This is a genomic window from Bradyrhizobium yuanmingense (assembly GCF_025200905.1).
GTDB classification, from domain to species: Bacteria; Pseudomonadota; Alphaproteobacteria; order Rhizobiales; family Xanthobacteraceae; genus Bradyrhizobium; species Bradyrhizobium yuanmingense.
The window spans coordinates 156,120-182,824 of the sequence record NZ_CP104173.1 but is presented as its reverse complement, the minus strand read 5'-3'; the positions used below and the strand labels follow the sequence as shown (position 1 = coordinate 182,824).

26 protein-coding genes are annotated in these 26,705 nt (G+C 65.0%); 17 read left to right on the top strand and 9 right to left on the bottom strand.

Going from position 1 to position 26,705, the window contains the following annotated elements:
• Window positions 1-2: 2 nt before the first annotated feature.
• The gene (locus tag N2605_RS00815; RefSeq protein ID WP_225145216.1) at window positions 3-1,004 is read right to left on the bottom strand and encodes a 2-dehydropantoate 2-reductase; all 1,002 of its coding nucleotides are present in this window, start codon (window positions 1,002-1,004) and stop codon (window positions 3-5) included.
• A gap of 161 nt (window positions 1,005-1,165) precedes the next feature.
• Here N2605_RS00815 and N2605_RS00810 point away from each other — a divergent pair, with 161 nt between their 5' ends.
• Both N2605_RS00810 and N2605_RS00805 read left to right on the top strand, forming a co-directional pair.
• Window positions 1,166-1,732, top strand: coding sequence for a YidB family protein (locus N2605_RS00810; RefSeq protein ID WP_036014559.1), 567 nt, complete (start codon window positions 1,166-1,168; stop codon window positions 1,730-1,732).
• Window positions 1,733-1,759: 27 nt separating this feature from the next.
• A complete protein-coding gene (locus tag N2605_RS00805) occupies window positions 1,760-2,032 on the top strand; it encodes a GlsB/YeaQ/YmgE family stress response membrane protein (RefSeq protein WP_370103030.1) in 273 nt (90 codons plus the stop codon).
• Between the two features lie 147 nt (window positions 2,033-2,179).
• On the opposite strand, the gene N2605_RS00800 is transcribed toward N2605_RS00805, so the two are convergent.
• The gene (locus tag N2605_RS00800; protein WP_109141716.1) at window positions 2,180-2,965 is read right to left on the bottom strand and encodes an SDR family NAD(P)-dependent oxidoreductase; all 786 of its coding nucleotides are present in this window, start codon (window positions 2,963-2,965) and stop codon (window positions 2,180-2,182) included.
• 246 nt (window positions 2,966-3,211) lie between these two features.
• Here N2605_RS00800 and N2605_RS00795 point away from each other — a divergent pair, with 246 nt between their 5' ends.
• From N2605_RS00795 to N2605_RS00785, 3 genes are read left to right on the top strand one after another with little or no spacing between them, the layout of a single operon-like run.
• Window positions 3,212-4,276, top strand: coding sequence for an acyl-CoA dehydrogenase family protein (locus tag N2605_RS00795; RefSeq protein WP_225113660.1), 1,065 nt, complete (start codon window positions 3,212-3,214; stop codon window positions 4,274-4,276).
• An 18-nt stretch (window positions 4,277-4,294) separates the two neighbouring features.
• Window positions 4,295-5,455 carry an acyl-CoA dehydrogenase family protein gene (locus N2605_RS00790; protein ID WP_260345554.1) on the top strand — a complete coding sequence of 387 codons (1,161 nt, stop codon included), beginning with the start codon at window positions 4,295-4,297 and terminating at the stop codon, window positions 5,453-5,455.
• Window positions 5,456-5,472: 17 nt separating this feature from the next.
• Complete coding sequence (locus tag N2605_RS00785; RefSeq protein WP_225141058.1) at window positions 5,473-6,285, top strand: enoyl-CoA hydratase/isomerase family protein; 813 nt, start codon at window positions 5,473-5,475, stop codon at window positions 6,283-6,285.
• 185 nt (window positions 6,286-6,470) lie between these two features.
• Here the strand turns inward: N2605_RS00785 and N2605_RS00780 are convergent, their stop codons facing one another.
• The 3 genes from N2605_RS00780 to N2605_RS00770 all read right to left on the bottom strand — a co-directional run bounded on the left by N2605_RS00780 (window position 6,471) and on the right by N2605_RS00770 (window position 9,409).
• Complete coding sequence (locus N2605_RS00780; RefSeq protein ID WP_225157220.1) at window positions 6,471-7,217, bottom strand: VOC family protein; 747 nt, start codon at window positions 7,215-7,217, stop codon at window positions 6,471-6,473.
• Window positions 7,218-7,219: 2 nt separating this feature from the next.
• A complete protein-coding gene (locus N2605_RS00775) occupies window positions 7,220-8,008 on the bottom strand; it encodes an enoyl-CoA hydratase (protein WP_036014577.1) in 789 nt (262 codons plus the stop codon).
• A gap of 195 nt (window positions 8,009-8,203) precedes the next feature.
• A complete protein-coding gene (locus N2605_RS00770; RefSeq protein WP_074448069.1) occupies window positions 8,204-9,409 on the bottom strand; it encodes an ABC transporter substrate-binding protein in 1,206 nt (401 codons plus the stop codon).
• A 399-nt stretch (window positions 9,410-9,808) separates the two neighbouring features.
• Here N2605_RS00770 and N2605_RS00765 point away from each other — a divergent pair, with 399 nt between their 5' ends.
• Complete coding sequence (locus N2605_RS00765; protein WP_225113658.1) at window positions 9,809-10,579, top strand: thermonuclease family protein; 771 nt, start codon at window positions 9,809-9,811, stop codon at window positions 10,577-10,579.
• 35 nt (window positions 10,580-10,614) lie between these two features.
• Window positions 10,615-12,105, top strand: a complete 1,491-nt coding sequence (locus N2605_RS00760; protein ID WP_036014583.1) for a M48 family metalloprotease — start codon at window positions 10,615-10,617, stop codon at window positions 12,103-12,105.
• Window positions 12,106-12,182: 77 nt separating this feature from the next.
• Here N2605_RS00760 and N2605_RS00755 read toward each other — a convergent pair whose 3' ends face one another.
• Together N2605_RS00755 and N2605_RS00750 are read right to left on the bottom strand one after the other, a co-directional pair.
• Entirely contained in the window at window positions 12,183-13,427 is a 1,245-nt protein-coding gene (locus tag N2605_RS00755) for an MFS transporter (RefSeq protein WP_225113657.1), read from the bottom strand.
• A gap of 186 nt (window positions 13,428-13,613) precedes the next feature.
• Entirely contained in the window at window positions 13,614-14,861 is a 1,248-nt protein-coding gene (locus tag N2605_RS00750) for an MFS transporter (RefSeq protein WP_260345553.1), read from the bottom strand.
• A 187-nt stretch (window positions 14,862-15,048) separates the two neighbouring features.
• Between N2605_RS00750 and N2605_RS00745 the strand changes: the two genes are divergently transcribed.
• Window positions 15,049-17,115 carry a prolyl oligopeptidase family serine peptidase gene (locus N2605_RS00745; RefSeq protein WP_036014588.1) on the top strand — a complete coding sequence of 689 codons (2,067 nt, stop codon included), beginning with the start codon at window positions 15,049-15,051 and terminating at the stop codon, window positions 17,113-17,115.
• Window positions 17,116-17,232: 117 nt separating this feature from the next.
• On the opposite strand, the gene N2605_RS00740 is transcribed toward N2605_RS00745, so the two are convergent.
• Window positions 17,233-17,907, bottom strand: a complete 675-nt coding sequence (locus tag N2605_RS00740) for a DUF938 domain-containing protein (protein WP_036014591.1) — start codon at window positions 17,905-17,907, stop codon at window positions 17,233-17,235.
• Window positions 17,908-18,128: 221 nt separating this feature from the next.
• On the opposite strand from N2605_RS00740, the gene soxX reads away from it, so the two are divergent.
• From soxX to N2605_RS00695, 9 genes are all read left to right on the top strand, one after another.
• Window positions 18,129-18,485 (top strand): sulfur oxidation c-type cytochrome SoxX, encoded by a 357-nt coding sequence (soxX, locus tag N2605_RS00735; protein ID WP_036014593.1) that lies wholly within the window; start codon window positions 18,129-18,131, stop codon window positions 18,483-18,485.
• 27 nt (window positions 18,486-18,512) lie between these two features.
• Complete coding sequence (gene soxY / locus N2605_RS00730; RefSeq protein WP_260345552.1) at window positions 18,513-19,010, top strand: thiosulfate oxidation carrier protein SoxY; 498 nt, start codon at window positions 18,513-18,515, stop codon at window positions 19,008-19,010.
• Window positions 19,011-19,025: 15 nt separating this feature from the next.
• On the top strand, window positions 19,026-19,337 hold the full coding sequence (soxZ, locus tag N2605_RS00725; protein ID WP_036014600.1) for a thiosulfate oxidation carrier complex protein SoxZ: 312 nt from the start codon (window positions 19,026-19,028) through the stop codon (window positions 19,335-19,337).
• Window positions 19,337-20,200 (top strand): sulfur oxidation c-type cytochrome SoxA, encoded by an 864-nt coding sequence (soxA, locus tag N2605_RS00720; protein WP_036014603.1) that lies wholly within the window; start codon window positions 19,337-19,339, stop codon window positions 20,198-20,200. Before soxZ ends, soxA begins: the two co-directional genes overlap by 1 nt.
• The gene (locus N2605_RS00715) at window positions 20,197-20,502 is read left to right on the top strand and encodes a hypothetical protein (protein WP_036014604.1); all 306 of its coding nucleotides are present in this window, start codon (window positions 20,197-20,199) and stop codon (window positions 20,500-20,502) included. The genes soxA and N2605_RS00715 overlap by 4 nt, the downstream gene beginning before the upstream one ends.
• 50 nt (window positions 20,503-20,552) lie before the next feature.
• A complete protein-coding gene (gene soxB, locus N2605_RS00710; protein WP_260345551.1) occupies window positions 20,553-22,304 on the top strand; it encodes a thiosulfohydrolase SoxB in 1,752 nt (583 codons plus the stop codon).
• A 131-nt stretch (window positions 22,305-22,435) separates the two neighbouring features.
• Window positions 22,436-23,473, top strand: a complete 1,038-nt coding sequence (locus N2605_RS00705; protein WP_036042512.1) for an MBL fold metallo-hydrolase — start codon at window positions 22,436-22,438, stop codon at window positions 23,471-23,473.
• A gap of 87 nt (window positions 23,474-23,560) precedes the next feature.
• Window positions 23,561-23,734, top strand: coding sequence for a hypothetical protein (locus N2605_RS00700; RefSeq protein ID WP_036014608.1), 174 nt, complete (start codon window positions 23,561-23,563; stop codon window positions 23,732-23,734).
• A gap of 166 nt (window positions 23,735-23,900) precedes the next feature.
• On the top strand, window positions 23,901-25,109 hold the full coding sequence (locus N2605_RS00695) for an MFS transporter (RefSeq protein ID WP_036026276.1): 1,209 nt from the start codon (window positions 23,901-23,903) through the stop codon (window positions 25,107-25,109).
• A 257-nt stretch (window positions 25,110-25,366) separates the two neighbouring features.
• On the opposite strand, the gene N2605_RS00690 is transcribed toward N2605_RS00695, so the two are convergent.
• Window positions 25,367-26,692 (bottom strand): MFS transporter, encoded by a 1,326-nt coding sequence (locus tag N2605_RS00690; protein ID WP_260345550.1) that lies wholly within the window; start codon window positions 26,690-26,692, stop codon window positions 25,367-25,369.
• Between the last annotated feature and the right edge of the window lie 13 nt (window positions 26,693-26,705).

The window sequence follows — 26,705 nt, the reverse complement described above, 5'->3', positions numbered from 1 at the left end:
CGCTACCCCCGAATCTGCTGCGGCGTCATACGGAGCGGACCGTTGCCGGCCGCCTCGGCTTCCTTGATCAGCGCAACAATGCGGCGCATCAGCGGCACGGCGACATGGTTCCGCTCGGCGAGCGCGATCACCGCGCCTTGCAGATAGTCGATCTCGGTCTTGCGGCCCTGCTTCAGATCCTGCCACATCGAGGAGCGCGCCTCGGGATCGATCTTCATGGTCCGGCCCAGGATTGCACCGAAGATCGCATCCGGCAGCCGCAGCAGGGTTGGAGACCAGCTCATCGGGATCGGCGTCGACGACACCGGCACGATGTGGGCGGCCTTCAGCACGGCCAGCCCTTCGGCCATCTGGTCGGCGAACAGCCTGCGCCAGTCGCGGCTGGCCAGTTGCGCGGCAAGCGGCATGTCCGACAGCGCGCTGAGCGCGTTGTTCAGGTTGATGATCAGCTTGCCCCATTGCACGCCCGTGATGTCGCTGCTCGCGCGCATCGTGAGGCCGGCGACCGAGAGCTTCCCGGCCGTGTTCTCCGCATCCTCGCCAACATGAATGTCGCCGGAGGTCGAGCGGTGGAAGCGGCCCTCGCCCATCGCGATCACGTTGAACGGCACCATGCCGGCCAGCACGCGGCGGCCGCCCAGCCGCTCGCGCAGCGCAGCGACATTGCCGACGCCGTTCTGAAGCGAGACGATGACGGCATCCTCAGGCGCATGCTGCGCGATCTGCTCGGCGACAGCAGCGGTATCGGCGCTTTTCACCGTCACCAGCACGATGCCGGCGCTGTGGAAGATCGAGGGATCCTCCGACAGCGCCAGTTGACCCGCGCCGAGCTTGTTCTCGGAGCCGTCGAAATCAGTCAGAAGCAAGCCGAACCGCTCGATCTCGGTCTTTACCCGCGGCCGCACCAGGAGCGCGACGCGGCGGCCGCTGGCGGCCAGCATGCCGCCGACGAAACAGCCGATGGCGCCGGCGCCGGCCACAACGATCGGTCGATCCGCAATCACCGAGCTCACTCCCTGAATGACCGGCCTTCGATAGCAGAGCCGAGCCCGACAACCAATCGCGGCGCATCCGACTTGTAACGGTCATGAGTGCCCCATATCTTCTCGCCCCGGGGGCAGTCAGCGGCGAGCGCTCGCCGAACGAGACGCCAAAGGAGAGCACCATGGGTCTACTCGACGTCCTCAACGGCATGCAGAACGGCCCGCGCGGCCAGAGCACACCGAGCTCCGAGAAATCCTCCGGCGGCATGTCGCCGATGACCATGGCGCTGCTCGGCCTGCTCGCCTGGAAGGCATTCAAGCATTTCACCGGCAACCAGTCCGGCTCAGCGCCCCAACCGTTGCCGACACCCGCGCCTCCGCCGGTGAACGTAGGTCGGGGCGGCGGTCTGAACGACATGCTCAAGGGCGGCCTCGGCGGCCTGCTCGCCGGCGGTGCGGCCGGCAGCATTCTGAGCGGCGGGCTTGGCGATCTCCTCAACCAGCTCCAGCAGAGCGGACACGGTGATGCCGCCAATTCCTGGGTCGGCAAGGGCGAGAACAAGCCAATCGCGCCGGGCGATCTCGCCAGCGCGCTCGGCGCCGACCAGATCGAGAGTTTGTCCGCCCAGAGCGGCCTGTCACGCGAAGAGCTGCTCTCCGGCCTCAGCCAGTATCTGCCGCAGGTGGTCGACCATTTGACGCCGGACGGACGGCTGCCGACCGAGAATGAACTCTCGGATCGGGTCTGATCGGTTCAAAGAGAGGGGAGCACTGTCATGAGCATGGGCGGCCTGTTTTGGATCATCTTGGTCGGCTTCATTGCCGGCCTCATCGCGCGCTGGCTGTCGCCGGGGCCGAACAATCCGAGCGGCTTCATCCTCACCACCATCCTCGGCATTGCCGGCGCGTTTCTGGCCACCTGGATCGGCCAGGCCATCGGCCATTACAGCCCCGACCAGGGCGCCGGCTTCATCACCGCGACCATCGGCGCGGTGGTGGTGCTGTTCATCTGGAATCGGCTGGTAGCGAGCGGCGTGATCAAGGGGTAGCGCTTAGAAGCGGTAACGACGAGAGCACGCCACCTCCTCATCGTCATGCCCGGGCTTGACCCGGGCATCCACGTCCTTCGACCCGAGCGGCCTCACGTGGATGGCCGGGTCAAGCCCGGCCATGACGCGGAGAGGGCGTATCGGGTCTCACGTAATCAAATGCATCCCCGCATCCATGCGCACGACCTCGCCGGTCATGTTGCTGGAGGCCGGCGTCGCCAGGAAGCAGACGAGCTGGGCGATGTCCTCCGCGGATGATGCGACCTTCAGCGGCACTTTCGCCACGACGCTGTCGCGCACCTGCTTGGCCTGCGCCTCGCCGCGGCCCTTGGTGAACCAGGGCGTGTCGATATAGCCAGGGCAGACCGTGTTGACGCGGATCAGCGGCGCCAGCGCGCGCGACAGCGACAGCGTCATGGTGTTGAGCGCACCCTTGCTCGCGGCGTACGCAATCGACGAGCCGACGCCGCTGATGCCGGCGACCGAGGACACGTTCACGACCGCAGATGGCCGCCCCGAAGCCTTGGCGGCGGCTTCGAGCAGGCTGCGCGCCGCGCGCACCATCTGGAACGGGCCGATGGTGTTGACGCCATAGACCCGCTGGAAATCTTCCGCCGACAGACCGTCGAGATCGGCGTGAGCCACATGCTTGGTGGTGCCGGCATTGTTGACGAGGATGTCGAGCCGGCCCCAGCCGCTGGCCGCCGCGACGATCTTGCGACAATCCTCATCCTTGGAGACGTCGCCCTGTGCGACCAAAACCTCCGCGGCGCCGGCCTTGCGGCAGGTCTCGGCCGTCGCCTCGGCTTCCTTCTGGCTCGACGAATAGTTGATGACGAGCCTCGCCCCGCTGCGGGCGAGAATCTCCGCAGTCGCTGCACCCAGCCCGGATGCGGACCCCGTCACGATTGCGCACAAGCCGTCTTTTGCCATCCGGATTTCCTTCCCCTGTCTCTGGTGTGGCGTCCTGTTTAGCGAGTTTGCCGCGCCCTGCAAATCGAGCAAACTCCGCTAAGCGGAATTAGCATTTCCTGAAGCCTGGCCCCATGCCCACGCCGCAGATGGACCTGCGATCAACGCTTGTCAGGGCCATGGCTTTTTCCGATCATCGGGCGCAAGAAGAGACTGCGCACTGGCCGATCAGACCGGACGCGCCAATGGCAAGATACGGGGAACGCTGTGGCGGAGAGTGACAATATCGTCGTCGAGACCGCGGAGAAGATCTTCGCAGATCTCGCCGATCCGCAAACCATCAACAACGACAAGAACAATTCCTGGCAGGCGCCGCTGTGGCAGGCGTTGAGCGAAGCCGGCCTGCCGCTGTCCTGGGTGCCGGATGATCTCGGCGGCTCGGGTGCGAGCCTCGCCGACGGCTTTGCGCTGATGAACGCCGCCGGCCGTTTCGCAGTCGCGGTGCCGCTGGCCGAGACCATGCTGGCGGGATGGCTGCTGGCACAGGCCAAGATCACATCACCCGATGGCGAGATGACGGTCGTGCCGGCGTCCCCGAAGGACCGCATCACCCTCGATGCCGACGGTGCGCTCTCCGGCCGCGCGCGCGGCGTGCCCTTTGCCAAGACGGCGAAGCATTTTGCCGTGCTGGCGCACGGCAAGGATGGTGCTTCCATCGCGCTGATCGACGCGGCCAAGGCGCGGATCGAGGCCGGGCTCAATGTCGGCTACGACCACAGCGATACCGTCACGCTCGACAAGGTCCAGCCAGTCGCCATCAAGCCCGCGCCGAAGGGCTTTGAGCAGACCCATCTGATGCTGATGGGCGGCGTCGCGCGCAGCCTCCAGATCGCCGGCGCGCTGGAATCCATGCTCGACATCTCCGTGCGCTATTCCAACGAGCGTGTCGCCTTCGAGAAGAAGATCTCGAAATTCCAGGCCGTGCAGCACAATCTCGCGCGCCTCGCCGGCGAATCCGCCGCGGCGCTTGCGGCGGCGACGTCCGCCGCCGACGCCATCGCCAATGCAAGATCGTTCAACGACGAGATCTATCTCGAAGCCGCCTCCGCAAAGATCCGCTGCGCGGAAGCTGCCGAGAAGGGCGGCGGCATCGCGCATCAGGTCCATGGCGCGATCGGCTTCACCATGGAGCACATCCTGCACCGCTATTCGCTGCGCGCGCTGGCCTGGCGCGACGATTTTGGCTCGGAAAGCTACTGGGCCGTCGAGCTCGGCAAGCTCGTGGCAAACCGCGGCGCCGATGAACTGTGGCCGCTCGTGGCGTCGCGCTGATCAGGGGACGAGACAAAAATGACCGCTGCCCTCCGTTTCGATCCGATCCGCCTGCCGGAGAAATGCGAGCAATTGCGCAAGGAAGTGCGCGCCTTCCTCGCCGAGGAAATCGCCGCCGGCACTTTCGATCCGCACAAGCCCAATCGCGAGGACACCGACGCGCCGGAATTTTCCCGCCGGGTCGGCGCCAAGGGCTGGCTCGGCATGACCTGGCCGAAAAAGTATGGCGGCCAGGAACGCTCCTTCCTCGAGCGCTACGTGGTGACCGAGGAGATGCGCGTCGCCAATGCGCCGACGCGGCGCTTCTTCGTCGCCGACCGCCAGAGCGGGCCGGTGCTTTTGAAATATGCGCCCGAGCACATAAAGATGGAGATCCTGCCGCGGATCTGCCGCGGCGAGATCTGCTTTGCGATCGGCATGAGCGAGCCGAACTCGGGCTCCGATTTGTTCGCGGCGAAGACGCGCGCGACCAAGACCGAGGGCGGCTATCTCATCAACGGCACCAAGATCTGGACCTCGTCGGCGCATATCGCCGACTACATGATCGCGATCTTCCGGACCTCGCCGCCGACCAAGGAGAACCGCCGCCACGGCCTGACCCAGTTCCTGGTCAAGATGAAACAGCCGGGCATCAAGGTGAACCCGATCGGCCAGATCACCGGCCAGTATGAATTCAACGAGGTGGTCTTCACCGATCACTTCATTCCCGATGACCACGTGCTCGGCGAAGTCGACGGCGCCTGGAAACAGGCGACGAGCGAGCTCGCCTATGAACGCTCGGGCCCTGAGCGTTTCCTCGAGACCTATTACGTCCTCACCGAGCTGGTCCGCGCTGTCGGTCCCAATCCCGATACGCGCAGCGCCGAGGGCATCGGCCGCCTGGTCGCGCAGCTCCACACCATGCGGCGGATGTCGGTCTCGGTGGCCGGCATGCTCGAAACCGGCAAGGAGCCGGTGGTGGAGGCTTCCATCGTCAAGGACATCGGCACGGTCTGGGAGCAGCAGCTGCCGCATCGCGTGCGCGATCTCGCCGCCTTCGTCGAGGAGACCGCGAGCAACCGCGAGACCTTGGAGCGGCAGCTCGACTTCGCGATCAAGACCGCGCCGAAACTCACCATCCAGGGCGGCACCACCGAGGTGCTGCGCGGTATCATCGCCCGCGGATTGGGTCTGCGTTAAGTCAATCGAGGATCATCATGAGCACCTATCAAGATATCGGCGTCGAGAAGGTCGGGCATGTCGGCACCATCGAGATTCGCCGTCCGCCGCTCAACTTCTTCGATATCTCGCTGATCAACCAGATCGCGGACGCTCTCGACGAGTTCGACCGCGACATCGAGATCCGTGCCTCCGTGCTCTCCGCGCAGGGCAAGGCGTTCTGCGCCGGCGCCAATTTCGGCGATCCGGCGCGGCAGGCCCAGGAGGCGCGCGAAGCGGAGAAAAAGGGCGATCCGGCCGACAGTCTCGGCCCGATCAACCATCTCTACATCCAGGCCGTGCGCATCTTCCGCGCCAAGAAGCCGATCGTTGCCGCCGTGCAGGGCGCGGCCATCGGTGGCGGTCTCGGGCTTGCAGTGTCGGCCGATTTCCGCGTCACCTGTCCCGAAGCGCGCTTCTCCGCAAACTTCACCAAGCTCGGCTTCCATCCCGGCTTCGGCCTGACCGTGACGCTGCCGGAGCTGATCGGCAAGAACAACGCCGAGCTGATGTTCTATACCAGCCGCCGCGTCACGGGCGAGGAAGCCTACAAATGGGGCCTCGCCAACGAGCTGGTGCCGCAGGACCAGGTGAAGGCGGCCGCGATGAAGCTCGCCGGCGAGATCGCCGAATGCTCCCCGCTCGGCCTGCTCTCCACCCGCGCCACGATGCGCAATGGCCTCGCCGACCGCGTGATGGCCGCGACCAATCACGAACTCGCCGAGCAGACGCGGCTGCGCGCGACGGACGATTTCAAGGAAGGCGTGAAGGCAACGGAAGAGCGGCGGGTGGCGAATTTCAAGGGAAGGTAGTTTCTTACAAACGGTCGCTTCTTCCTTCCTTCTCCCCTTGCGGGAGAAGGTGGCGCGAAGCGCCGGATGAGGGGTTGCTTCAGCGCATTCAAACGCAAGTGATTCGCTCGCGGAGAGAGACCCCTCACCCGTCTCGCCGCTCGCGGCGAGCCACCCTCTCCCACAGGGGGAGAGGGTTTGCCCGATCAACTCACGCGGAACTTCACTCCGCCCAGCAGAAACTCGTTGCCCGCAACCGCGAGCCCCTTGGCCTTGGCGGTATGCAGCACCTGCGCCACGTCAGCCACCCGAAACTCCAGCGCGCTCATGATCTCGCTGGCGCCCTTGACGAAGCGGAAGGTCGCGTTGGGTAGCTTCAGTTCGGCGCCTTCAGGCGCAATTCCGATGATCCTGCCCCAGTGCTCGGCCAGCCCTTGCGGATCCGGGCTCTGCATCTCCACCGCCGTCAGCGCCTCGGTCACATCCTTGCGAATGAATTTCTGCCAGTCCGGTCCCGCCGGAGGATACGGCCCGAGGATGTCGTCGCTGCCTTCGGTGTGATTGAACTCGATGAAGGCGGCGCGGCAGTCGCGGGGGTGGAGCTGGACGCCGTGATACGGCGCGTGGTCGATGACATTGGCGGTGCGCACGCCGAGCGCATTGGCGTTGCGGCCGCGCTCGTCCGGGTCGTCGCAGCAGAAGATCGCCATGTAACCGCCGCGGCCGCCGGTCTTCTCGATGAAGCGACCGGCCGTGGTGCCGTCCTTGAACGGCGCGACCACCTCCAGCAGGATCGTGTCGACCGGGAGCAGCGCGTTCTCGAGGCCGTATTGGGCGACATTGCCGTCGCGATAGCAGACGGCGAGGCCCATGATCCGACCGATATCCGTGATGACGGGCTCGAGCTGCGGCGCGACCAGGCAGATCTGACGCAGCCGGATATAGGGCGCCATGGTCATGCGCCCCTAAAGGTCGGCTTGCGCTTCTCGACGAAGGCCTTGGCCGCCTCCTTGTGATCCTCGGTGTCGCCGCAACGGGTGTGATGGATCGCCTCGCCGTCGAAGCAATCCTCCAGCGCCAGGTGCTCGGCGTTGTTGATGTTGCGCTTGATGAAGCCGAGCGCGATCGACGGCCCTTGCGCCAGCGACAGCGCGAGCTCGTGCGCGGCCGCGTCGATCTCGGCGTCGGGCACGACCTTCGTCACCATGCCGATCGCATGTGCCTCCTTCGCGGTGAGCACCGGCGACATCAGATAGAGCTCGCGCGCCCGCGCACTGCCGAGCAGCTGAGTCAGGAAATAGGTGCCGCCGTAATCACCGGAGAATCCGACCTTGGCAAAAGCAGTGGTGATCTTGCAGGATTCGGAGGCGATGCGCAGGTCGCAGGACAGCGCCATGGACAGGCCGGCGCCGGCCGCCGCGCCGTCGAGCTGCGCCACCACGGGCTTTGGCATCTGATGCAGAATGCGCGAGACCTCCATGCCGTGGCGCAGATTTGCGAGCTTCCGCTCGAACGGCAGCGGCGCGCGACCAGCTGCCATCGACTTGACGTCGCCGCCGACGCAGAACGAGCCGCCGGCGCCCTTGAACAGCACCGCCCGCACCTCGGGATCATCAGCCGCGCGCCGCGCCGCCTCGACCAGCCCGGCGACCATCTCGGGATTGAGCGCGTTCTTCCGCTCCGGCCGGTTCATCGTGATGGTGAGCAGCCCGCCTTCGAGCTTTTGCAGGACCATGTCGTTCATGGACGTTGGCCTCATTCTGTGGTGCCACTCTCTCACTTTGTCATTCCGGGGCGCGACGAAGTCGCGAACCCGGAATCCATCTCTCAACCGTCAATGCCGCCCAATGGATCCCGGGCTCTCGCTTTCGCGAGCCCCGGGATGACGACCTATTGTTTGGCGCGCCCCGGGATGACGGCGTGCCCTTACGTCACGCCGTCACTTCTTCACCAGCGGGCAGCGCGACAGCTCCAATGACTGGAACGCCTCGTTGCCGGGGACGGTGGCGAGCAGCTTGTAATCGTCCCAGCGGCCCTTGGACTCCGACGGCTTCTTCACCTCGAACAGGTACATGTCGTGGATCATGCGGCCGTCCTCGCGGATCTTGCCGTTCTTGGCGAAGAAGTCGTTGATCGGCGTCTCCTTCATCAGCTTGATCACCGCCGCGGCGTCGGTCGTGCCGGCTGCCTTCACCGCTTTCAGATAATGGGTGACGGAGGAATAGACGCCGGCTTGTGCCGAGGTCGGCACGCGCTTGGTGCGCTCCATGAAGCGCTTCGAGAATGCACGCGTGTCGTCGTTGAGATCCCAGTAGAACGCTTCCGCGAGCAGCAGCCCCTGCGCGGTCTCGAGCCCGATCGAGTCGATATCGGTGACGAAGGCGAGCAGCGGCGAGACCTTCTGGCCGCCCTTGGTGATGCCGAACTCCGCCGCCTGCTTGATGGCGTTGATGGTGTCGCCGCCGGCATTCGCGAGCCCGATCACCTTGGCCTTGGAGGCCTGGGCCTGGAGCAGGAAGGACGAGAAATCCGACGTGTTGAGCGGGTGGCGGACGGCACCGAGCACCTTGCCGCCGGTCTTGGTCACGACCGCGCTGGTGTCCTTCTCCAGATCCTGGCCGAAGGCGTAGTCGGCAGTGAGGAAGAACCAGCTGTCGAGACCCGACTTCACCGCCGCAAGACCGGTCACGTTGGCCTGGCCGTAGGTGTCGAACACGTAGTGGATGGTGTAGGGACCGCAGGCCTCGTTGCTGAGACGGATCGAGCCCGGCCCGTTGAACATGATGATCTTGTTGCGCGCTTTCGCGATCTCGCCGGCGGCAAGCGCGGTCGCGGAGGCCGCGACGTCGTAGATCATCTCGACGCCCTGATTATCGAGCATGTCGCGGGCAATGTTGGCGGAGAGATCGGCCTTGTTGAGATGGTCGGCCGCCAGCACCTGGATCTTGCGTCCCAGCACCTCGCCGCCGAAATCCTCGACCGCCATCTTCGCCGCAGTCTCGCTGCCGGAGCCGGTGATATCTGCATAAAGGCTCGACATGTCGAGGATGCCGCCGATCTTCAGCGGCGGCTTGTCCTGAGCCTGTGCGGCGCTCGCATTGAGGGCAAACGCGGCGGCAAAAATGCCGGACAAAATAGTCTTCATCGAAAACGACCTCCCTTATCGCGCCGTGCTCTGATGGCGGCTTGGTTATTGCTCTTGGGTTATTGCTCTTGGCTATTCGCTGTTGCCGCAATCATGCCGCATGCGCAAGAGCGCAGCAAGCGCAGGTGCGATGCAGATGAATGATCAATGCGCGCTTTCCGCAAAGCGGAATGCCGCGAGGACGGAAGCTGTCCCCGCATTGTCATTGCGAGCCAACGGGTCCGCGCGAAGCGCGGCCGGATGACAGGCTCCGCGAAGCAATCCAGAAATGCGTCCGCGGAAACAGTCTGGATTGCTTCGTCGCGAAGAGCTCCTCGCAATGAAGGGTGTGAGAAAGCCCCTTCGCATCTCACCACGCATGAGTTAAGGTCCGGCCGCAATGCAACCTCTCCGGATCACGTGACGCAACGGCTTCGCTTCATCGTCGCATGTCTTCTCGTCGCAAGTAGCTCGGCATTCGCGGGCCCCTGCCAGTTCGAGTCCCAAGGCGAAGGCCGCGTCGCTGCCATCGTCGATGCGCGCAGCGTGCGGCTCGATGACGGGCGCGAGATCCGCCTCAGCGGCATCGCGCCGACCGCGACCACGAAGCAGGCGCTGACCTCGCTGCTCGCCGGCCACGACGTGATGCTGCGGAGCGCTGACGACACGCCTGATCGCTACGGCCGCCAGAGTGCGCTTGTCTTCATCGGCGAAGGCGACATCTCGGTGCAGGCCATGCTGCTCGCTCGGGGCGATGCCATCGCCTCCGCCGAGATCCTGGACAAGGACTGCGCGGCCGCCCTGATGGCGTCCGAAGCTGCGGCGCGGCGCCAAAAAATGGGCAGCTGGGCTGACCCGTCGGCCATAAAAAACGCGGAAAGTCCGGACGATATTTTGGCGGAGATCGGGCGCTTTACGGTGGTCGAAGGCAAAGTCCTGTCGGTCCGGCAAGCTGGGGCAACGACCTACCTCAACTTCGGACGAAACTGGACACGCGGCTTTGCCGTGACTATTTCAAAGCGCACGCTAGCGGCGTTCGAAAGCGCTGGTATGGCCCTTAAGTCCCTGGAGAATCGGCGTATTCGCGTTCGGGGCTGGGTTGAGGGGAATACGGGGCCACGCATCGATGTACGCCTCGTGGGGCAGATCGAGTTGCTGGGCGCAAACGAGCCGACAGGGGTAAGGCCTTAAGACAGGCCGGGCACGGGTTAAACGACGTGAATGGGGTGCTAGAACGGCACGGACTGGGCGATTGCCGCCGCCTGCGGGCTGCGCCGGCCGCGCTTTGCCTTGCGCTGGGCGGACTTCTCGCTGGCTGCGGCGATATGGGCCGGTTCCAGACTGCGGCGACCCCGGCAGCCGTCGCGATGCCGAAGCCGAAGCCTGCCGTCGCCCAAACCCCGGCCACCGAGAAGGAGCACGAGCGCATCCTGGCGAGCTATGGCGGGACCTATGACGATCCCAAGCTCGAGGCGCTCGTCAGCAAGACCGTCGACCGGCTGGTCGCGGCCTCCGAGCGGCCCGACCAGGGCTACAAGGTCACCATCCTCAATTCCGGGGCGGTGAACGCCTTCGCGCTGCCCAACGGCCAGCTCTATGTCACGCGCGGCCTGCTCGCGCTCGCCAGCGACACCTCCGAATTGTCCTCCGTGCTCAGCCACGAGATGGCGCATGTGCTGTCCAAGCACGCGGCGATGCGCGAGGACCAGGCCCGCCAGGCCGCGATCGTCACCCGCGTTGTCACCGACATGAGCAACGATCCCGACCTCACCGCGCTGGCGCTGGCCAAGACCAAGCTCACCATGGCGAGCTTCTCGCGCAAGCAGGAGTTCGAGGCCGACGGCATCGGCGTCGGCATCTCCGCCAAGGCGCATTTCGACCCGTACGGCGCGGCGCGCTTCCTGTCCGCGATGGAGCGAAATGCCGAGCTGAAGGCCGGCAAGAGCTCGCTCGATCCGCGCGCGCAGGATTTCACCTCGTCGCATCCGGCAACTCCGGAACGCGTCCAGAACGCGCAGAACATTGCCCGCCAATACACCGCGCCTGAAGGCGCCGAGCGCGATCGCGAAAGCTATCTCGCCGCGATCGACAACCTCGTCTATGGCGAAGACCCGAGCGAAGGTTTTGTCCGCGGCCGGCGCTTCCTGCATCCGAAGCTCGGCTTCACCTTCCAGGCGCCGGACAATTTCACGCTCGACAACACCGCGCAGGCCGTGATCGGCGTCCGCGAGGGCGGCGCGCAGGCGATGCGCTTCGACGTCGTGCGCGTGCCGGCCGAACAGTCGCTCGGCGACTACCTCAATTCGGGCTGGATGGAAGGCGTCGAGAAGGCTTCGACCGAGGATCTCACCGTCAACGGTTTTCCAGCGGCGTCCGCCACCGCCAAGGGCGACCAATGGCAGTTCAAGGTCTATGCGCTGCGCTTCGGCAGCGACGTCTATCGCTTCATCTTCGCGGCACGGCAGAAATCGACCGAGAGCGAGCGGAATGCGCGCGAGACCGTCAACTCGTTCCGGCGGCTGACGCTGGAGGAAATCCAGGCCGCGCGCCCGCTGCGCATCAAGGTCATCACTGTGCAGCCCGGCGATACCGTGGAGTCGCTCTCCCACCGCATGGCCGGCGTCGACCATCCCGCCGAGCGCTTCCGCGTACTGAACGGCCTCGATCGCACCGCGCAGGTGAAGGTGCGCGACCGCGTCAAGATCGTCGCGGACTAATTTGTTTGAGCATGATCGTATCGGAAAACCGCTACACACTTTTCCGGATCATGCTCTAACGCCGCTCCAAGCGCGTCTCATCCCACTGAAGAGAACTTTGCCCGCGGCTTCCCCCGCACCATGATCAGCGCCGCCGCCATCACCTCCAGCGCGATGCAGAGATAGAAGGGCAGCGTATAGCCGCCGGAGAGATCGCGCAGGAAACCGACCACGCCGGGACCGAACGCGTAGGTCACCTGGTTGATCGCCGTGTTGAGGCTGATCAGCACGCCGAAGGCGGCGGAGTCGAACTCCTGCTGCACGATGAGCGAGGGCAGCGTGATGAGGTTGCCGACCGAAAAGCCGAACACGGCGCAGGCCGCGATCAGCACGTAATCGTTGTGCAGGTTGACGACGACGAGAAGCGCGGCGGCCTGGCTGAGGAACGACAGCGCGGACGCGAGGCGCTGATTGATGCGGTCGATCACCAGCGAGAACAGCACGCGGCCGACCACCGCCATCGCGGTGAGCACCGCGACGGCCACGGCGGCGCGCTCGCGTCCGATCACGGGATCGAGGAACGAGATCAGATGCACGATGAAGCCGACCTGGGCGAACAGCACCAGGGCGAAGGCGATCGTCACCGTGAGGAAGCCGGCGTCCCGCAGCGCCCAGGCGCGGATCTCAGTCGATGATTGCGGCTTCGCCTTCGCCGCCGCCTGCCACCCGTGGCGATCGGGCGGGCGGCCGACGAGAAGGAGGATAACCGGCACGAGCAGGATCAGCATGGCTCCGGCGGCGGCGTACATCGCACCGGCGAAGCCGATATGGCCGATCAATGCTACCAGCAGCGGCACGCCGGCGATGCCGCCGAAGCTGGCGCCGTTGAGCGCGAGACTGATCGCCATGCCGCGCTTCTGGTCGAACCACAGGCTGATCGTGTTGGTGATCATGCCGAGACTGGTGCCGGCCCAGCCGAAGGCGAGCACGGCATTGGCGAGATAGAGCTGCCAGGGCTCGCGCACCGCGCCGATCGCGACCGCGGCGGACGCCATCGCCAGCGTCCCGGCGATCAGGCTGAGCCGTGGACCGTATTTCCGCACGGCCTCGCCGACGAAGACGACCAGCAGCGCGCCGAACAAATAGAAGAACGTGGTGCCGGAGGAGATCAGCGAGGCCGGCCAGCCCCGTGCGCGCTGCAGCTCGGCGACATAGACGCTCTGGCCGTAGAAGCCGAGCCCCCAGCCGAAGGTGGCGAGCAGGAAGCAGACCGCGACGATGCGCCAGCCTTCATAGCGGAGCGAGGATTCGTGGGCCGCTGGGGTCTGAGGATTGTCGAGCATTTCATCTGCCGTTTGTTTTGCTCCGTCATGCCCGGACTTGTTCCGGGGATCCACGTTCTTCTTCCGACCTCGCAAAGACGTGGATGGCCGGGACAAGCCCGGCCATGACGACATCTAAATAACCTTCCTCAGAAAATCACTTCGACCTGGATCGAAGTGTCAACGCTGCTGACAACCTCCCGCCACTCACACGGCGTCGGGGAATTCGCCCATGGCCGCCTCCAGCCGCGCCTTGCGGCGCTTCGCCCAGGAGACCAGCGAGAGCACCGCAAGGCCCAGCACCACCGGCGGGAACACCACGAGGTTCACCGCGGACCAGCCGTAATTGGCGAGCAGCTGGCCCGATGAGAACGAGCCGATCGCCATCATGCCGAACACCAGGAAATCGTTGAAGGCCTGCACCTTGTTGCGCTCCTGCGGGCGATGCGTCTCCAGCACCAGCGCGGAGGCGCCGATGAAGGAGAAATTCCAGCCTACGCCGAGCACGATCAGCGTCGCCCAGAAATGCATCGCCGTGAGGCCGGAGAGACCGATGATGGCGGCGCCCGCTTCCAGCAGCAGGCCGGCGGCGACGATCTTCGGAGCGCCGAAGCGCGCGATCAGCGTGCCCGTGAAGAAGCTCGGCCCGTACATCGCAACGATGTGCCATTGCAGGCCGAAATTGGAATCGGACACGGACAGGCCGCACAGCTTCATCGCAAGCGGCGCCGAGGTCATGACCAGGTTCATCATGGGATAGGAGATGACGCCGCACAGCGCTGCCGCGATGAAGCGCGGCTGGGACACGATCGTGAACAGCGGCCGGCCGCCGTGCAGATCGGCCGGCGCGGGCTTCGGCATATCGACGCCGACGACGATGCCCATCGCGATCAGCGCGACGGCGGCCTGCACCAGGAAGCTGAAGGCGAACAGATAAGGCTGCCAGACATCCATGGTCCATTGCACGAGCTGCGGACCGAGCACGCCGGCGAACACGCCGCCCGCCATCACCCAGGACACGGCCTTCGGCCGGTAGGCCGCACTGGCGCCATCCGCGGCGGCGAAGCGATAGGATTGCGCCACCGCGCCGTAGAGACCGCCGAGGAAGGTAGCAAAGCAGAACAGCGCGAACGAGCCGCGCAGAATTGCGAGCGAGCCGAGCAGGCCGGTGAGCGTGCCGAGACCCGTGCCGATGACGAAGGCGGCGCGGCGGCCGAAGCGGCGCGAGATCGCGCCGGTCGGCAGCGTCCCGGCGGCGAGCCCGACCACATACATCGAGATCGGCACGGTCGCGAACGACATGTCGGGCGCGAGCGTGGCGCCGACGATCGCGCCGGTGGCGAAGATCACCGCCGAATTCGCGCCGGTCAACGCCTGCGCGGCGGCAAGGCGCACGACGTTGGCACGCACGCGGGCATCGTCGGCGATCTCATGGGCTGCAGTCACGTCCAGCATCGGCATTTCCGCCCAAAGGGCTCTGTTGATTCGCGGCACTATGGAGGGGTGAGAGAGGGCCGGCAACCGGCGCAAACGGGCGCGGGCCATGCCCCTGACGCAATCGCTGGAATGATAACGCTGCGCACCCTTGACGGCTTGCGCTCGATCAAATCCTATCCGCCGCGATCTTCCGGGAGTTACCTTCATGTCCGTCGACGACAGGCCCACGCTTCAAGCGCCCGACGACGATCCCTGGCTGTGGCTGGAGGAGATCGAGGGCCGGCAGGCGCTCGATTTTGTCGAGCGGCAGAACAGCCTGACGCTCGCCGCGTTCGGCGGCAAGGCCTTCGAGCACGATCGAGACATCCTCGCGGCGATCTATGACCGACCTGACAACATTCCCTATGTCAGCCGGCGCGGCAACGACCTGCACAATCTCTGGAAAGACGCCGCCAACCCGCGCGGCCTGTGGCGGCGGACTTCGCTTGCGGAATTTCGCAAAGCCGATCCGGCATGGGAGACCATGCTGGACATCGACCAGCTCGCGAGAAGCGAAGACGAGGACTGGTTGCTTAGCGGTATCGCCACGATGCCGGGAAGCTCGCGGGCGATCTTGAGCCTGTCGCGCGGCGGCAGCGATGCCGTCACCTTGCGGGAATTCGACCTCGCCACGAAAAGTTTCGTGGCGAACGGCTTTGCGCTGCCGGAAGCGAAAGGCGGCGTCGACTGGCTCGATGCCGACACGCTGCTGCTGTCAAGCGCGCATGGCGAGGACATGGCGACGAGCTCGGGCTATGCGCGCACCGTCCGCCTGTGGCGGCGCGGCCAACCGGTCGATCAGGCACAGATGGTCATCGAGACCACCGCCGATCACATGGTGATCTATGGCATGGCCGACGACACCGGAGCGGCGCCCCGGGTCTGGATCGTCGACCAGATCGACTTCTTCAACCACGCCATCTGGCTGCGCGATGCGGCCGGCACGACGACGAAGCTCGATCTGCCGACCGGGATTTGGATGCAGGCGCATGGCGACTGGTTCGCGATGAAGCTACGCAAGGACTGGCAGGTCGATGGCCGCACCTATGCCACCGACACCGTGCTCGGCATCTCGCTCTCGGCCTTCCTCGCCGGCAGCCGCGATTTTGTCGTCCTGTTCGAGCCCGCACCGCGGCGCGCGCTGCAAGGGTTGTTCTGGGCGGAAGGAAAGCTGGTGATGTCGATTCTCGACGAGCTCAAACCTCGCTTCGAGATCTGCACACCGTCTGCCACTAGCTGGAGCCGCGAGACACTTGGCGGCCTGCCGCAGATCGGCGTCGTCGATGTCTGGCCGCTCGACCGCCATGCATCGGAGAGCAATGGCGATCTGCTCGCCAATGTGCAGGACCCGCTGACGCCGCCGGCGCTGCTGCTGATCGAGCGCGGCGTCGCAAGCCCGATCGTGCTGAAGCAGGCGCCGAAGACGTTCACCGCCGATGGCCTCGTGGTGACGCAGCACGAGGCGATCTCCGTTGACGGCGAGCGTATCCCCTATGTGCAGACGGGCCCTGCCGGCGAGACCGGCGATGCGCCGGTCTATCTGAGCGCCTATGGCGGCTTTGGTCACTCGGTGAAGCCGTACTACAATTCCTCGCTCGGCAAGTTGTGGCTGGAGCGCGGCGGCACGATTGTGCAGGCGAATCTGCGCGGCGGCGGCGAGTTCGGCACGCGCTGGCACGATGCCGGACGGCTTGCCGGCAAGAAGCTTTCACACGACGATTTCGCCGCGGTCGCGGCCGATCTCGTCCGCCGCGGTGTGACGAGCGCAAAACGCATCGCCGCGCAGGGCGGATCGAACGGCGGCATCCTCATCACCAACATGCTGGTGCGCTATCCCGAGCGTTTCGGCGCATTGTTCTGTACCATCCCGCTGATCGACATGCGCCGCTACACCAAGCTGCTCGCCGGCGCGAGCTGGATCGCGGAATATGGCGATCCCGACAAGCCGGAGGAATGGGAATGGCTGCAGACATACTCGGCCTATCACAATGTGAAAGCCGGCCGGTCCTATCCGCCGATCCTGATTGCAACGACGCGGCGCGACGACCGCGTCCATCCCGGCCATGCCCGCAAGATGGCGGCAAAGCTGCAGGCCATGGGCTATGAGGCCTGGTTCTACGAGCCGCCCGCAGGCGGCCACGGCTACGGCAAGGACAACAAGGAGCGCGCCGGTTTCGAGGTGCTGGGCTATCGGTTCTTGAAGGAGAAGATCGGGTGGCGGGATGAAGGCTAGAGTTGGGTGCGCTGACGTCTCCACATCGTCATGGCCGGGCTTGGCCCCGCCATCCACGCCTTGCCTTACCGCTCGAAGAACGTGGATGCCCGGGACAAGCCCGGGCATGACGACCTCCTAGCCTCTTGCAAACACCAGCGTCAGATTGTTCGCGGGCATCTCGATCGTGTCGACGAGGCCGAGGCCTGCCGCCTTCGCCAGCTTCTCGACGTCGACGACGTCGCGCACGCCCCATTCGGGATTGCCCTCGCGCAAGGAGGTGTCGAACACCGCATTGCTGAGCGCGGTATGCTTGCCGTCGCGCTTGAAGGGGCCGTAGAGGAACAGCTTGCCGTCGCGGCGCAGATAACGGCCCGCGCCGGCGAACAGGCCTTCGGCCACGGCCCAGGGCGCGATGTGAATGACATTGGCGCAGAACACGGCCGCGAGGCTGGTCGGCCCCTGCCCGCTTTTCATTTCCGGGCACCAGTCGGGATCGGTGAGGTCGATGCGCAGGGGTGAACGGATGTTCGGCAGGCCGGCATGCACGCGCCAGGCTTCGATGCTCTTGAGGTGGCGCTGGTTGAGATCGCTCGGCCACCAGATCAGGCCCGGCGTGTGGCGGGCGAAATGCACCACGTGCTGCCCGGTTCCACTGCCGAGTTCCACGACGTTGCCGGTCGCATCCGCGAGATGCTTTTCCAGCGCTGCCCAGATCGGTTCGTGATTGCGATGGAAGGCAGGCGCATCGAGCCGGCCATCCGGCTCGACCCGTCCGCCATCCCTGCCAAATTCGACCACATATTCAGCCAAGTGACGTCCCCAAAAAATGCGAACCAGAAAAGGCGGCCAAACGTCCGAGAATAATCTGCTAGTTCACGCCCATCCGAATGAACGAACTATCTCGTCAGTTGCAATGCGCAGGATATTAACTCCATTTCACCGCGTGCATAGTCTTGATTGTCAGGCGATGGCCTTTGTGCTTTTGAACAATTCCGCAAACGAGATCATCGAGATAACGCCGGGACGATGCCTTGACCGCCTTTCCTCGCAAGCCCGCTCTGCTTGCTGCGCTGGCCCTCCTCGCCGGCGCGGCAATGGCCCCGGCGGGGGCGCAATCCACCGTGACGGAAGGCCAGAAGCTCGCCTTCGACCGCGGCAAGGGCAATTGCCTCACCTGCCACGTCATCAAAGGCGGCGACCTGCCGGGGACGATCGGACCGGAGCTGAAGGACATCAAGGCCAAATACCCCGATCGCAACGAGCTCACCGCGATCATCTTCGACGAGACCAAGCGCAATCCGCAAACCATGATGCCGCCGTTCGGCCGGAACCGGATTTTGACCGAGCAGGAGATCAACGCGATTGTTGATTTCCTGCAGACCCTGTAACCGCCGGCGGCCCCTAGGAGACTTGAGATGACCACGACCCCCAAGCCTCATTGGAGGCCTCATCCGACGCGGCGCCTGATCCTTCAGGGCGCTGCCTCCGTGGCGCTGCTCGGCCTCGGCAATCTGCCGTTCGCGCCCGCGCGCGCCGCGGCGAACGACAAATATCCGGAAGAGGCCTTCAGGCAGAAGAGCGAGGCGGATGCGATCAAGGCGCTCTACGGCAAGGCCGCCGAGCCGTCGGACAAGGTCAAGCTGGATGCGCCGGAGATCGCCGAGAACGGCGGCGTCGTGCCGATCTCGGTGACGACGACGCTGGACAAGGTCACCTCGATCTCGTTCTTCGTGGCGGAGAACCCGAGCGCGCTGGCGGCCAGCTACAGGATTCCCGATGGTACGATCCCTGCCGTCGCCAACCGGCTCAAGATGGCCAGGACCACCAAATTGACCGCGATCGTAGAGGCCGACGGCAAGCTCTACAGCGCGATCAAGGAGGTCAAGGTCACCGTCGGCGGTTGCGGCGGCTAAGCGAGGCAGTTCGACATGGCATCCAGCATTCGCGTGCGCGCAACATCGACCGGCGACATCACCGAGGTGCAGACGCTGATCCAGCACCCCATGGACACCGGCCTCGTCAAGGACTCCAAGGGCGAGTTGATCCCGGCGCATTTCATCCAGCAGCTGAAGTTCGAATGTAACGGCAAGGACGTGTTCGTCGCCGATTGGGGCACAGCGGTCTCCAAGGACCCCTACGTCAAGTTCAGCTTCAAGGGCGCCAAGAAGGGCGACGAGCTCAAGATCTCCTGGACCGACAACAAGGGCGGCTCGGATACGACCACCGCGAAGATCGCGTGATGAAGGCCCGCATCCACCTCCTGCTGGGCTCGCTCAGCGCTGCGCTCGTCGCGTTCGCGCTCGCCGCGCCGCGCGTGATCGCTGCCGACAAGGTCGATCCCGTCGCCGACGCCAAGGCGTTCCAGAACTTCTTCTTCCAGAAATTTCCGAACGTGAAGCACGAGGATTTCGTCAACGGTCCGTATTCCATGAACGAGGACATGAAGCGGCAGTGGCAGGAGAAGGAGGAATTCCCTCCTTACGAGTTCGCGCTCGAGGCCGGCAAGGAGATGTTCTCGACCCCGTTCAAGAACGGCAAGACCTATGCCGACTGCTTTCCGAACGGCGGCATCGGCATCCGCCAGAACTATCCGTACTTCGACAGCGGCGAAGGCAAGGTCATCACGCTGGAGCTCGCGCTCAACCGCTGCCGCGAGGCCAATGGCGAGGCGCCCTATTCCTACGTCAAGGACGAGATGGCCTCGCTCACCGCCTACATGGCCTACACCTCGCGCGGCAAGCTGATGGACATCAAGATCCCCGACGATCCCCGCGCGCTGGCGGCGTACGAGAACGGCAAGCGCTATTTCTACACGCGGCGCGGCCAGATGAATTTCTCCTGCGCGAGCTGCCACGTGCAGAGCCCGGGCGAGCGCATCCGCGCCGAGACCCTCGCCCCAGCGCTCGGCATCCTCAACGCGATGCCGATCTACCGCTCCGAATGGAGCGGCATGGGCACGACCAGCCGCCGCTTCGTTACCTGCAACAGCCAGACCCGCGCGGTTCCACTGGAGCCGCAGTCGGATGAATATCGCGACGTCGAATATTTCCTGTCCTACGTCGCCAACGGCCTGCCGATCTCGGGACCGGGAGCACGGCCATGAAGCTGTCACTTGGCTTGGCCATGCTGCTCGCCTTGAGCCTTGCGCCATCCGCGCGCGCGGCGAGTGAGGCGGACTACAAGGCGGCCTATGCGGCCGCCGAAGCCGCCTCCAAGGAGGCGGCGGGCATGCGCAACCAGTGGACGGTGACCGTATCTGCGCTGGCGGCCGCGAAAAGGGCTGCCGATGGCGGCGATTTCGGCCGTGCGGTGGCCGCGGCCAGGGAAGCCGAAGCGCTGGCGAGGGCGTCGATCTTCCAGGCTGTTTCCGAAAAAGAAGCCTGGAAGGCGATGGAAATCCGCTAGACTGCCCCGCGGTGAACGCAGTCCCTACGAGAGGCGCGGAGAATTCTTGAATGGCGATCCGCCGCCGCGATTTCCTGAAAGGTGCAGGCCTTGCGGCGGCAACGATTGGCCTGCCGCGGCTCGCCCGCGGCGCTGACGCCGCCAGCATCTACGACCTCGAACGGTTCGGCAATGCGCGGATTCTGCACATCACCGACACGCATGCGCAGCTCAATCCGGTCTATTACCGCGAGCCCAGCGTCAATATCGGCATCGGCGAGATGGCGGGACGGCCGCCGCATCTGGTCGGCCGGGCCTTTCTCGAGCGCTTCGGCATCCGCTCCGACAGCGCCGATGCCTATGCCTTCACCTGCTTAGAGTTCGAGAAGTCCGCAGGCCGCTTCGGCAAACTCGGAGGCTTTGCCTATCTGAAGACGCTGGTCGATCACCTGCGCGCCGATGTCGGCGAGAGGCGCTCGCTGCTCGTCGACGGCGGCGATCTCTGGCAGGGCACGGGGCTGGCCAACCTGATGCAGGGCCGCGACATGGTCGAAATCGCCAATCTGCTCGGCATCGAGGCGATGACGGGGCATTGGGAATTCACCTATGGCGAGCAGGTGCTGCGCGACAATCTCGAACGCTTCAAGGGCGAGTTCCTGGCGCAGAACGTGTTCCTGACCGAGGAGGCCGCGTTCAACGACGCGCCCGCCTTCGACAAGACCATTGGACGCGTGTTCAAGCCTTCTGTCATCAAGGAGCTCGGCGGGCATCGCATCGCGATCGTCGGCCAGGCCTTTCCCTACACTCCGATCGCGCATCCCAAGAGGTTCACACCGGACTGGAGCTTCGGCATCCGCGAGGAGGAGTTGCAGAAGCATGTCGACGCCTTGCGCGGCACCGACAAGGTCGACGCCGTCGTGCTGCTGTCGCACAATGGCATGGACGTGGACCTGAAGCTCGCCAGCCGCGTCACCGGAATCGACGTCATTCTCGGCGGCCACACCCATGACGCCGTGCCGCAGCCGCTTGCAGTGAAGAACGCAGGCGGCACGACGCTGGTCACCAATGCCGGCTCGAACGGGAAATTTCTGGGTGTGCTCGATCTCGCGCTCGACAGCGGCAAGGTCAGCGATGCCAGATATCGTCTGCTGCCGGTCTATTCGGAGCTGCTGAAGCCCGATCCGGCGATGGCCGAGCTGATCGGCCGGGTCCGTGCACCGCACGTGGCCGACTGGTCGGAAAAGATCGCGACGCCCGACCGGCTGCTTTATCGCCGCGGCAATTTCTCCGGCCCCATGGACGAGCTGATCTGCACCGCGCTGCGCACCGAGCTCGACGCCGAAATCGCGCTGTCGCCGGGCTTCCGCTGGGGCGTCACCGCGCTGTCCGGCCAGGCCATGACCATGGAGGATCTGCTGGCGGAAACCGCGATCACCTATCCCGAGACCTATGTGCAGGAGATAACGGGGGCCCAGATCAAGGACCTGCTCGAGGACGTCTGCGACAACCTCTTCAACGCCGATCCCTACTACCAGCAGGGCGGCGACATGGTCCGTGCCGGCGGGCTCAGCTACACCTGCACGCCGGACGCTGCGATCGGCAGCCGCATCTCGGAGCTGAAGCTCGGCAGCGGCAAGGCGCTCAACGCCAGCCACCGCTACAAGGTCGCGGGCTGGGCCTCAGTCAACGGCCAGCAGGGCGCGCCGGTGTGGGACGTGGTCGGCAAATATCTGCGCTCGGGCCGGATGATGCCCGAACGGCTCGGCTCCGGCGTGACGCTGAAAGGCGTCGAAGGCAATCCAGGCATTGCAGGACTGGGATGATGTGTTTTGTCCGCGATCATGCGGCCATAATAATAATCTTCTAAATTTTTCTGCTCATGCAGTGAATTACTTCTCTTTCCGACCCGTATTGTAGTAGAATCTTGGAAGTCAGTTCCAAGCCGGGTTCTGCCATGATCTTCCGACAGCTCTTCGACAGCGTTTCGGGCACCTACAGCTACGTCCTCGCCAGCCGCCCCGGCGGCGAGGCGCTGATTCTCGACCCCGTGCTGGAGAAGGTCGACCGCTACTGCCAATTGCTGCGCGAGCTCGACCTCAAGCTGGTCAAGGCGGTGGACACGCATCTGCATGCCGACCACGTCACCGGCCTCGGCGAGCTGCGCGATCGCACCCATTGCATGACCGTGATGGGCGACCAGACCAAGGCCGACGTCGTCGCCATGCGGGTGGCCGACGGCGACAAGGTGACGATCGAGGGCCTGTCGCTCGACGTGATGTACACGCCGGGCCACACCGACGATTCCTATTCTTATTTGATGGGCGACCGCGTCTTCACCGGTGACACGCTGCTGATCCGCGGCACGGGCCGCACCGATTTCCAGAACGGCTCGGCGCGCGCGCAATACGATTCGATCTTCAACCGCCTCTTGAAGCTGCCGGACGAGACGATGGTGTTTCCGGCCCACGACTACAAGGGCGACACCGTCTCCACCATCGGCGAGGAAAAACGCTACAATCCACGGCTCCAGGTGCGCTCGGTCGACGAATATGTCGAGCTGATGGCCAATCTGAAGCTGCCCAATCCGAAGATGATGGACGTGGCGATTCCCGCCAACATGCATGTCGGCCTGCACCAGGAAGAGCTGGAGAAGGAAGGCCGCGCGCTCAGCGCGATCGAGGCGATCCGCAGCCTCGGCCGGCCCGACATCCTGCTGGTGGACTTGCGCGAGACCAATGAGCGGATGAAGCACGGCATGCTCGAAGGCGCGCTGCACACGCCGTATCCCTCCGTCGAGGAGAGCCTCAAGCCCGGCGGCATGCTGCGCGAGGTCGCGGCCGCAACCGGGCGGCGCGTGGTGTTCTTCTGCGCCTTCGGCGAACGCTCGGCGATGGCCGTTGCTGCCGCAAAGGAGGCGGGGCTTCCGAACACCGCGCATATCGCCGGCGGCCTCGATGCCTGGAAGAAGGCAGGCGGGCCGGTGGTGCACTGACGATCTCGTCGCCCCTTGAGATAAATCAGGCGCCGCACATATTTGGCAGGTAGATTCGGATGCAGCATCACCCATCCGGGACCAGCCATGGCCAAGACCGGCAAGTCGAGCGAGCCGCCCAAGATCACCGAGAAGAAGCCCGCGGACGACAAGGCGAAGAGGGCCCCGCGCCGGCGCGAGACCGATGACGACGACTACGAAGACGGCGACATCGCAACGCCGAAGCGCGATCGCTATGGCCCGGACGACGAGCCGTTCTGAGGATGCAGCTCCGCTGTCGTTCCTGCGCTCGCCGGGGACAACGGCGTGAAGCACACCTGACCCCGCACGGCCCCGCCCGCACTACCTGCCATGCGCCTGCGTTCATGGACAAATAACCGCCAGCCCCGATAGTTTGCCGGTCCATCGGGAGTGAAACGGAACTGCAATGGTCGACGTTCTCGCCGCACCGCAACAAGGCAAGACGGACAGTGCGCTGCGCACGCTGACGGGGATCTCGATCGCGCATTGGGTCAGCCATTTCCATCTGCTGGTCCTGCCGATGCTGTTTCCGTTCCTGAAGGAGAAGCTCGGCGTCGGCTATGTCGAGCTCGGCTTCGCCCTCACCGTGTTCGCGGTGGTATCGGGGTTAACCCAGGCGCCGACCGGCTACCTCGTCGACCATTTTGGCGCGCGGCGCATTCTCTTGGCCGGGCTCGCGCTCGGCGGCGCCGCGCTGATCCTGCTCGGTCTGCATCTCAGCTACGCCTCGCTGATCGCCTGCGCAGTGCTGCTGGGTCTTGCCAACAGCGTCTATCATCCCGCCGATTACGCGATTCTTGCGGAGCACATGGACGAGGGGCGGATGGGCCGCGCCTTCTCGATCCATACCTTTGCCGGCTTTCTCGGCGGCGCCGTCGCACCGGCGATCGTGGCCGCGCTCGTAACGCTGTCCGGCGGCACCGGCGCGCTGATCGCCTCGGGCGCGATCGGCATTGCGGTGGCGCTGCTGCTGATCATCATGAACATACCCGATGCCGGTGCGCACAAGAAGAAGCCCGGCAGCGAGAGCGCGCCAAAGCAGGCCATCATCACGCCGGCGCTGATCACGCTGACTGCGCTGTTCATGCTGCTGAGCCTGTCGGTTGCCGGCATCAACAATTTCGGCGTGGTGGCGCTGATGAGCGGCTACGGCACGTCCTATTCGATCGCCAATGTCGCGCTGACTGCGTTTCTCGCCGCAAGCGCCGCGGGCGTACTCGCCGGCGGCTTCCTCGCCGACCGCACCGAGCGCCACGGCTATGTCGCGGCGGCCTGCTTCGCCGCGAATGCGGCCATCGTGCTGCTGATCGCGCTGGTGACGCTGCCGGGCTGGGCCTTGACGGCGACGATGGCGACCGCAGGTTTCCTCTCCGGCGTGATCGCGCCTTCGCGCGACATGCTGGTGCGCAATGCCGCGCCTCCGGGTGCCGCGGGGCGCGCTTTCGGCATCGCCTCTACCGGCTTCAACCTCGGTGGCATCGTCTCACCGCTGCTGTTCGGCTGGATCATGGATCAAAGCGCGCCGCACTGGGTGTTCGGCGCGTCCGTGATCTTCATGGTGGCGACGGTGGTGCTGTCGCCGTTCACGGAGCGCCGGCCGGCGAAAGCAAATTGAGCCGTCGGCATCGACACAAATCCAACTGTCGTTCCTGCGAAGGCTAACGAGGCAGCCGCTTACCCTCCCCTGGAGGGGTCCGGGACGAGCGAAGCTCGCCCGTGGTCGATCGCGCGCAGCGCGAGCGGGGTGGGGTGATCTCTCCTCTCGGGCACTGCCGGATGGGAAACACCGTCACCCCACCCCGCTACGCATTCCGCTTCGCTACATGCGCAGCGAGCCTCCCCCTCCAGGGGAGGGTAAGAGAGAGCCGCGACTTACGTCGGCGACACTGCGCCCTTCAGCGCCGTGCCCTGCGCCGCCGCACCACGTGTCAGCCTGGCTTTCTCCGTGTTCGGCCACAACAGCAGCAGGCCAATGACGCCGGAGCCGATCATGACCACCGCGTTGATAGTGAAGCCCGTCAGGTAGCCGTCGAGCATGCTGCTGGCGCGCTGGATCACGGTGCCCATCACGCTCGGCGCGATGATGCCTGAAAGCGTGTAGAGCGCGCCGTAGATCGCGAGCACTGCACCGCGCTGCGAGGCCGGCGTGAACTCGCCGAGCATCGGCGGGCAGACCACGTAGATCGCGCCGCAGAGTCCGGAGCCGAGGACGAGCAGCGCGATCTGCAGGCCGGCGCCCTCGACATGCGCCATCGCGGTGAGGATCAGGCCGCCGACGATGAGCGGCACCGAGCCGAGCACGCCGCGCGAGACGCGCGTGGTGTAGCCGCGGGCCATCATCACCTGCGAGATCCAGCCGGTGAGGAGAACGATGGTGGCGCCGAACACCCAGGGCAGGATCGAGATGAAGCCGGCCTGGCTCTGCGAGAAGCCGAGCCCCTTGACGATGAACGGCGTGAACCAGGTGAGGCCGAGCGACAGCGCCCAATAAGCGCCGAAGGTCGCGATCACGCAGCCGAGGAAGGTGCGCGAGGTCAGCAGCTGCACGTACGGAATCTTCGGCTCGGTGACGGCCAGGACCTCGGTATCCTCCAGCGGGCCTTCCTTGCCGAGCGCGAGCCAGGCTGCGACCCAGATCAGGCCGACGACCCCGAGCGCGCCGAAGGCGTAGTGCCAGGAATGGTTGACGATGATCCAGTTCAGCGCCGGCACCGCCAAGATGACGCCGAAGGCCGAGCCCTGTGACAGGATCGCGGTCGGCAGCGTGCGCTTCTCGTCGGGAAACCATTTGTAGATGGCGTGCGCGGCGACCGAGAAGGCCGGCCCTTCGCCCGCCCCCAAGACGATTCGGCAGATCAAGAGCGTGGTGAAGGAGACTGTGCCGACCATCGGGAACTGCGACACCGCCCAGATCACCGCCAGCGTCAACAACACCCAGCGCGTCGGCACCTTGTTGACGATGAAGCCGACCACGATGGCCGAGATCGAGAACAGGAAGAAGAACGAGGACCCGAGCAGGCCGAACTGCTCGGCGCTGAGCTTCATGTCGGTCATGATCGGCACGCCGGCGAGACCGACCACGATCTTGTCCGCGAAGTTCACTACCATGAAGAGAAAGAGGAGAAATGTAACAGTCCAGGCGCCCTTTGGCGTTTTGGTCGTCCTAGCCGCCACATTCGGCATTTCCTGAGCGCTCATCATTCTCCCCGTA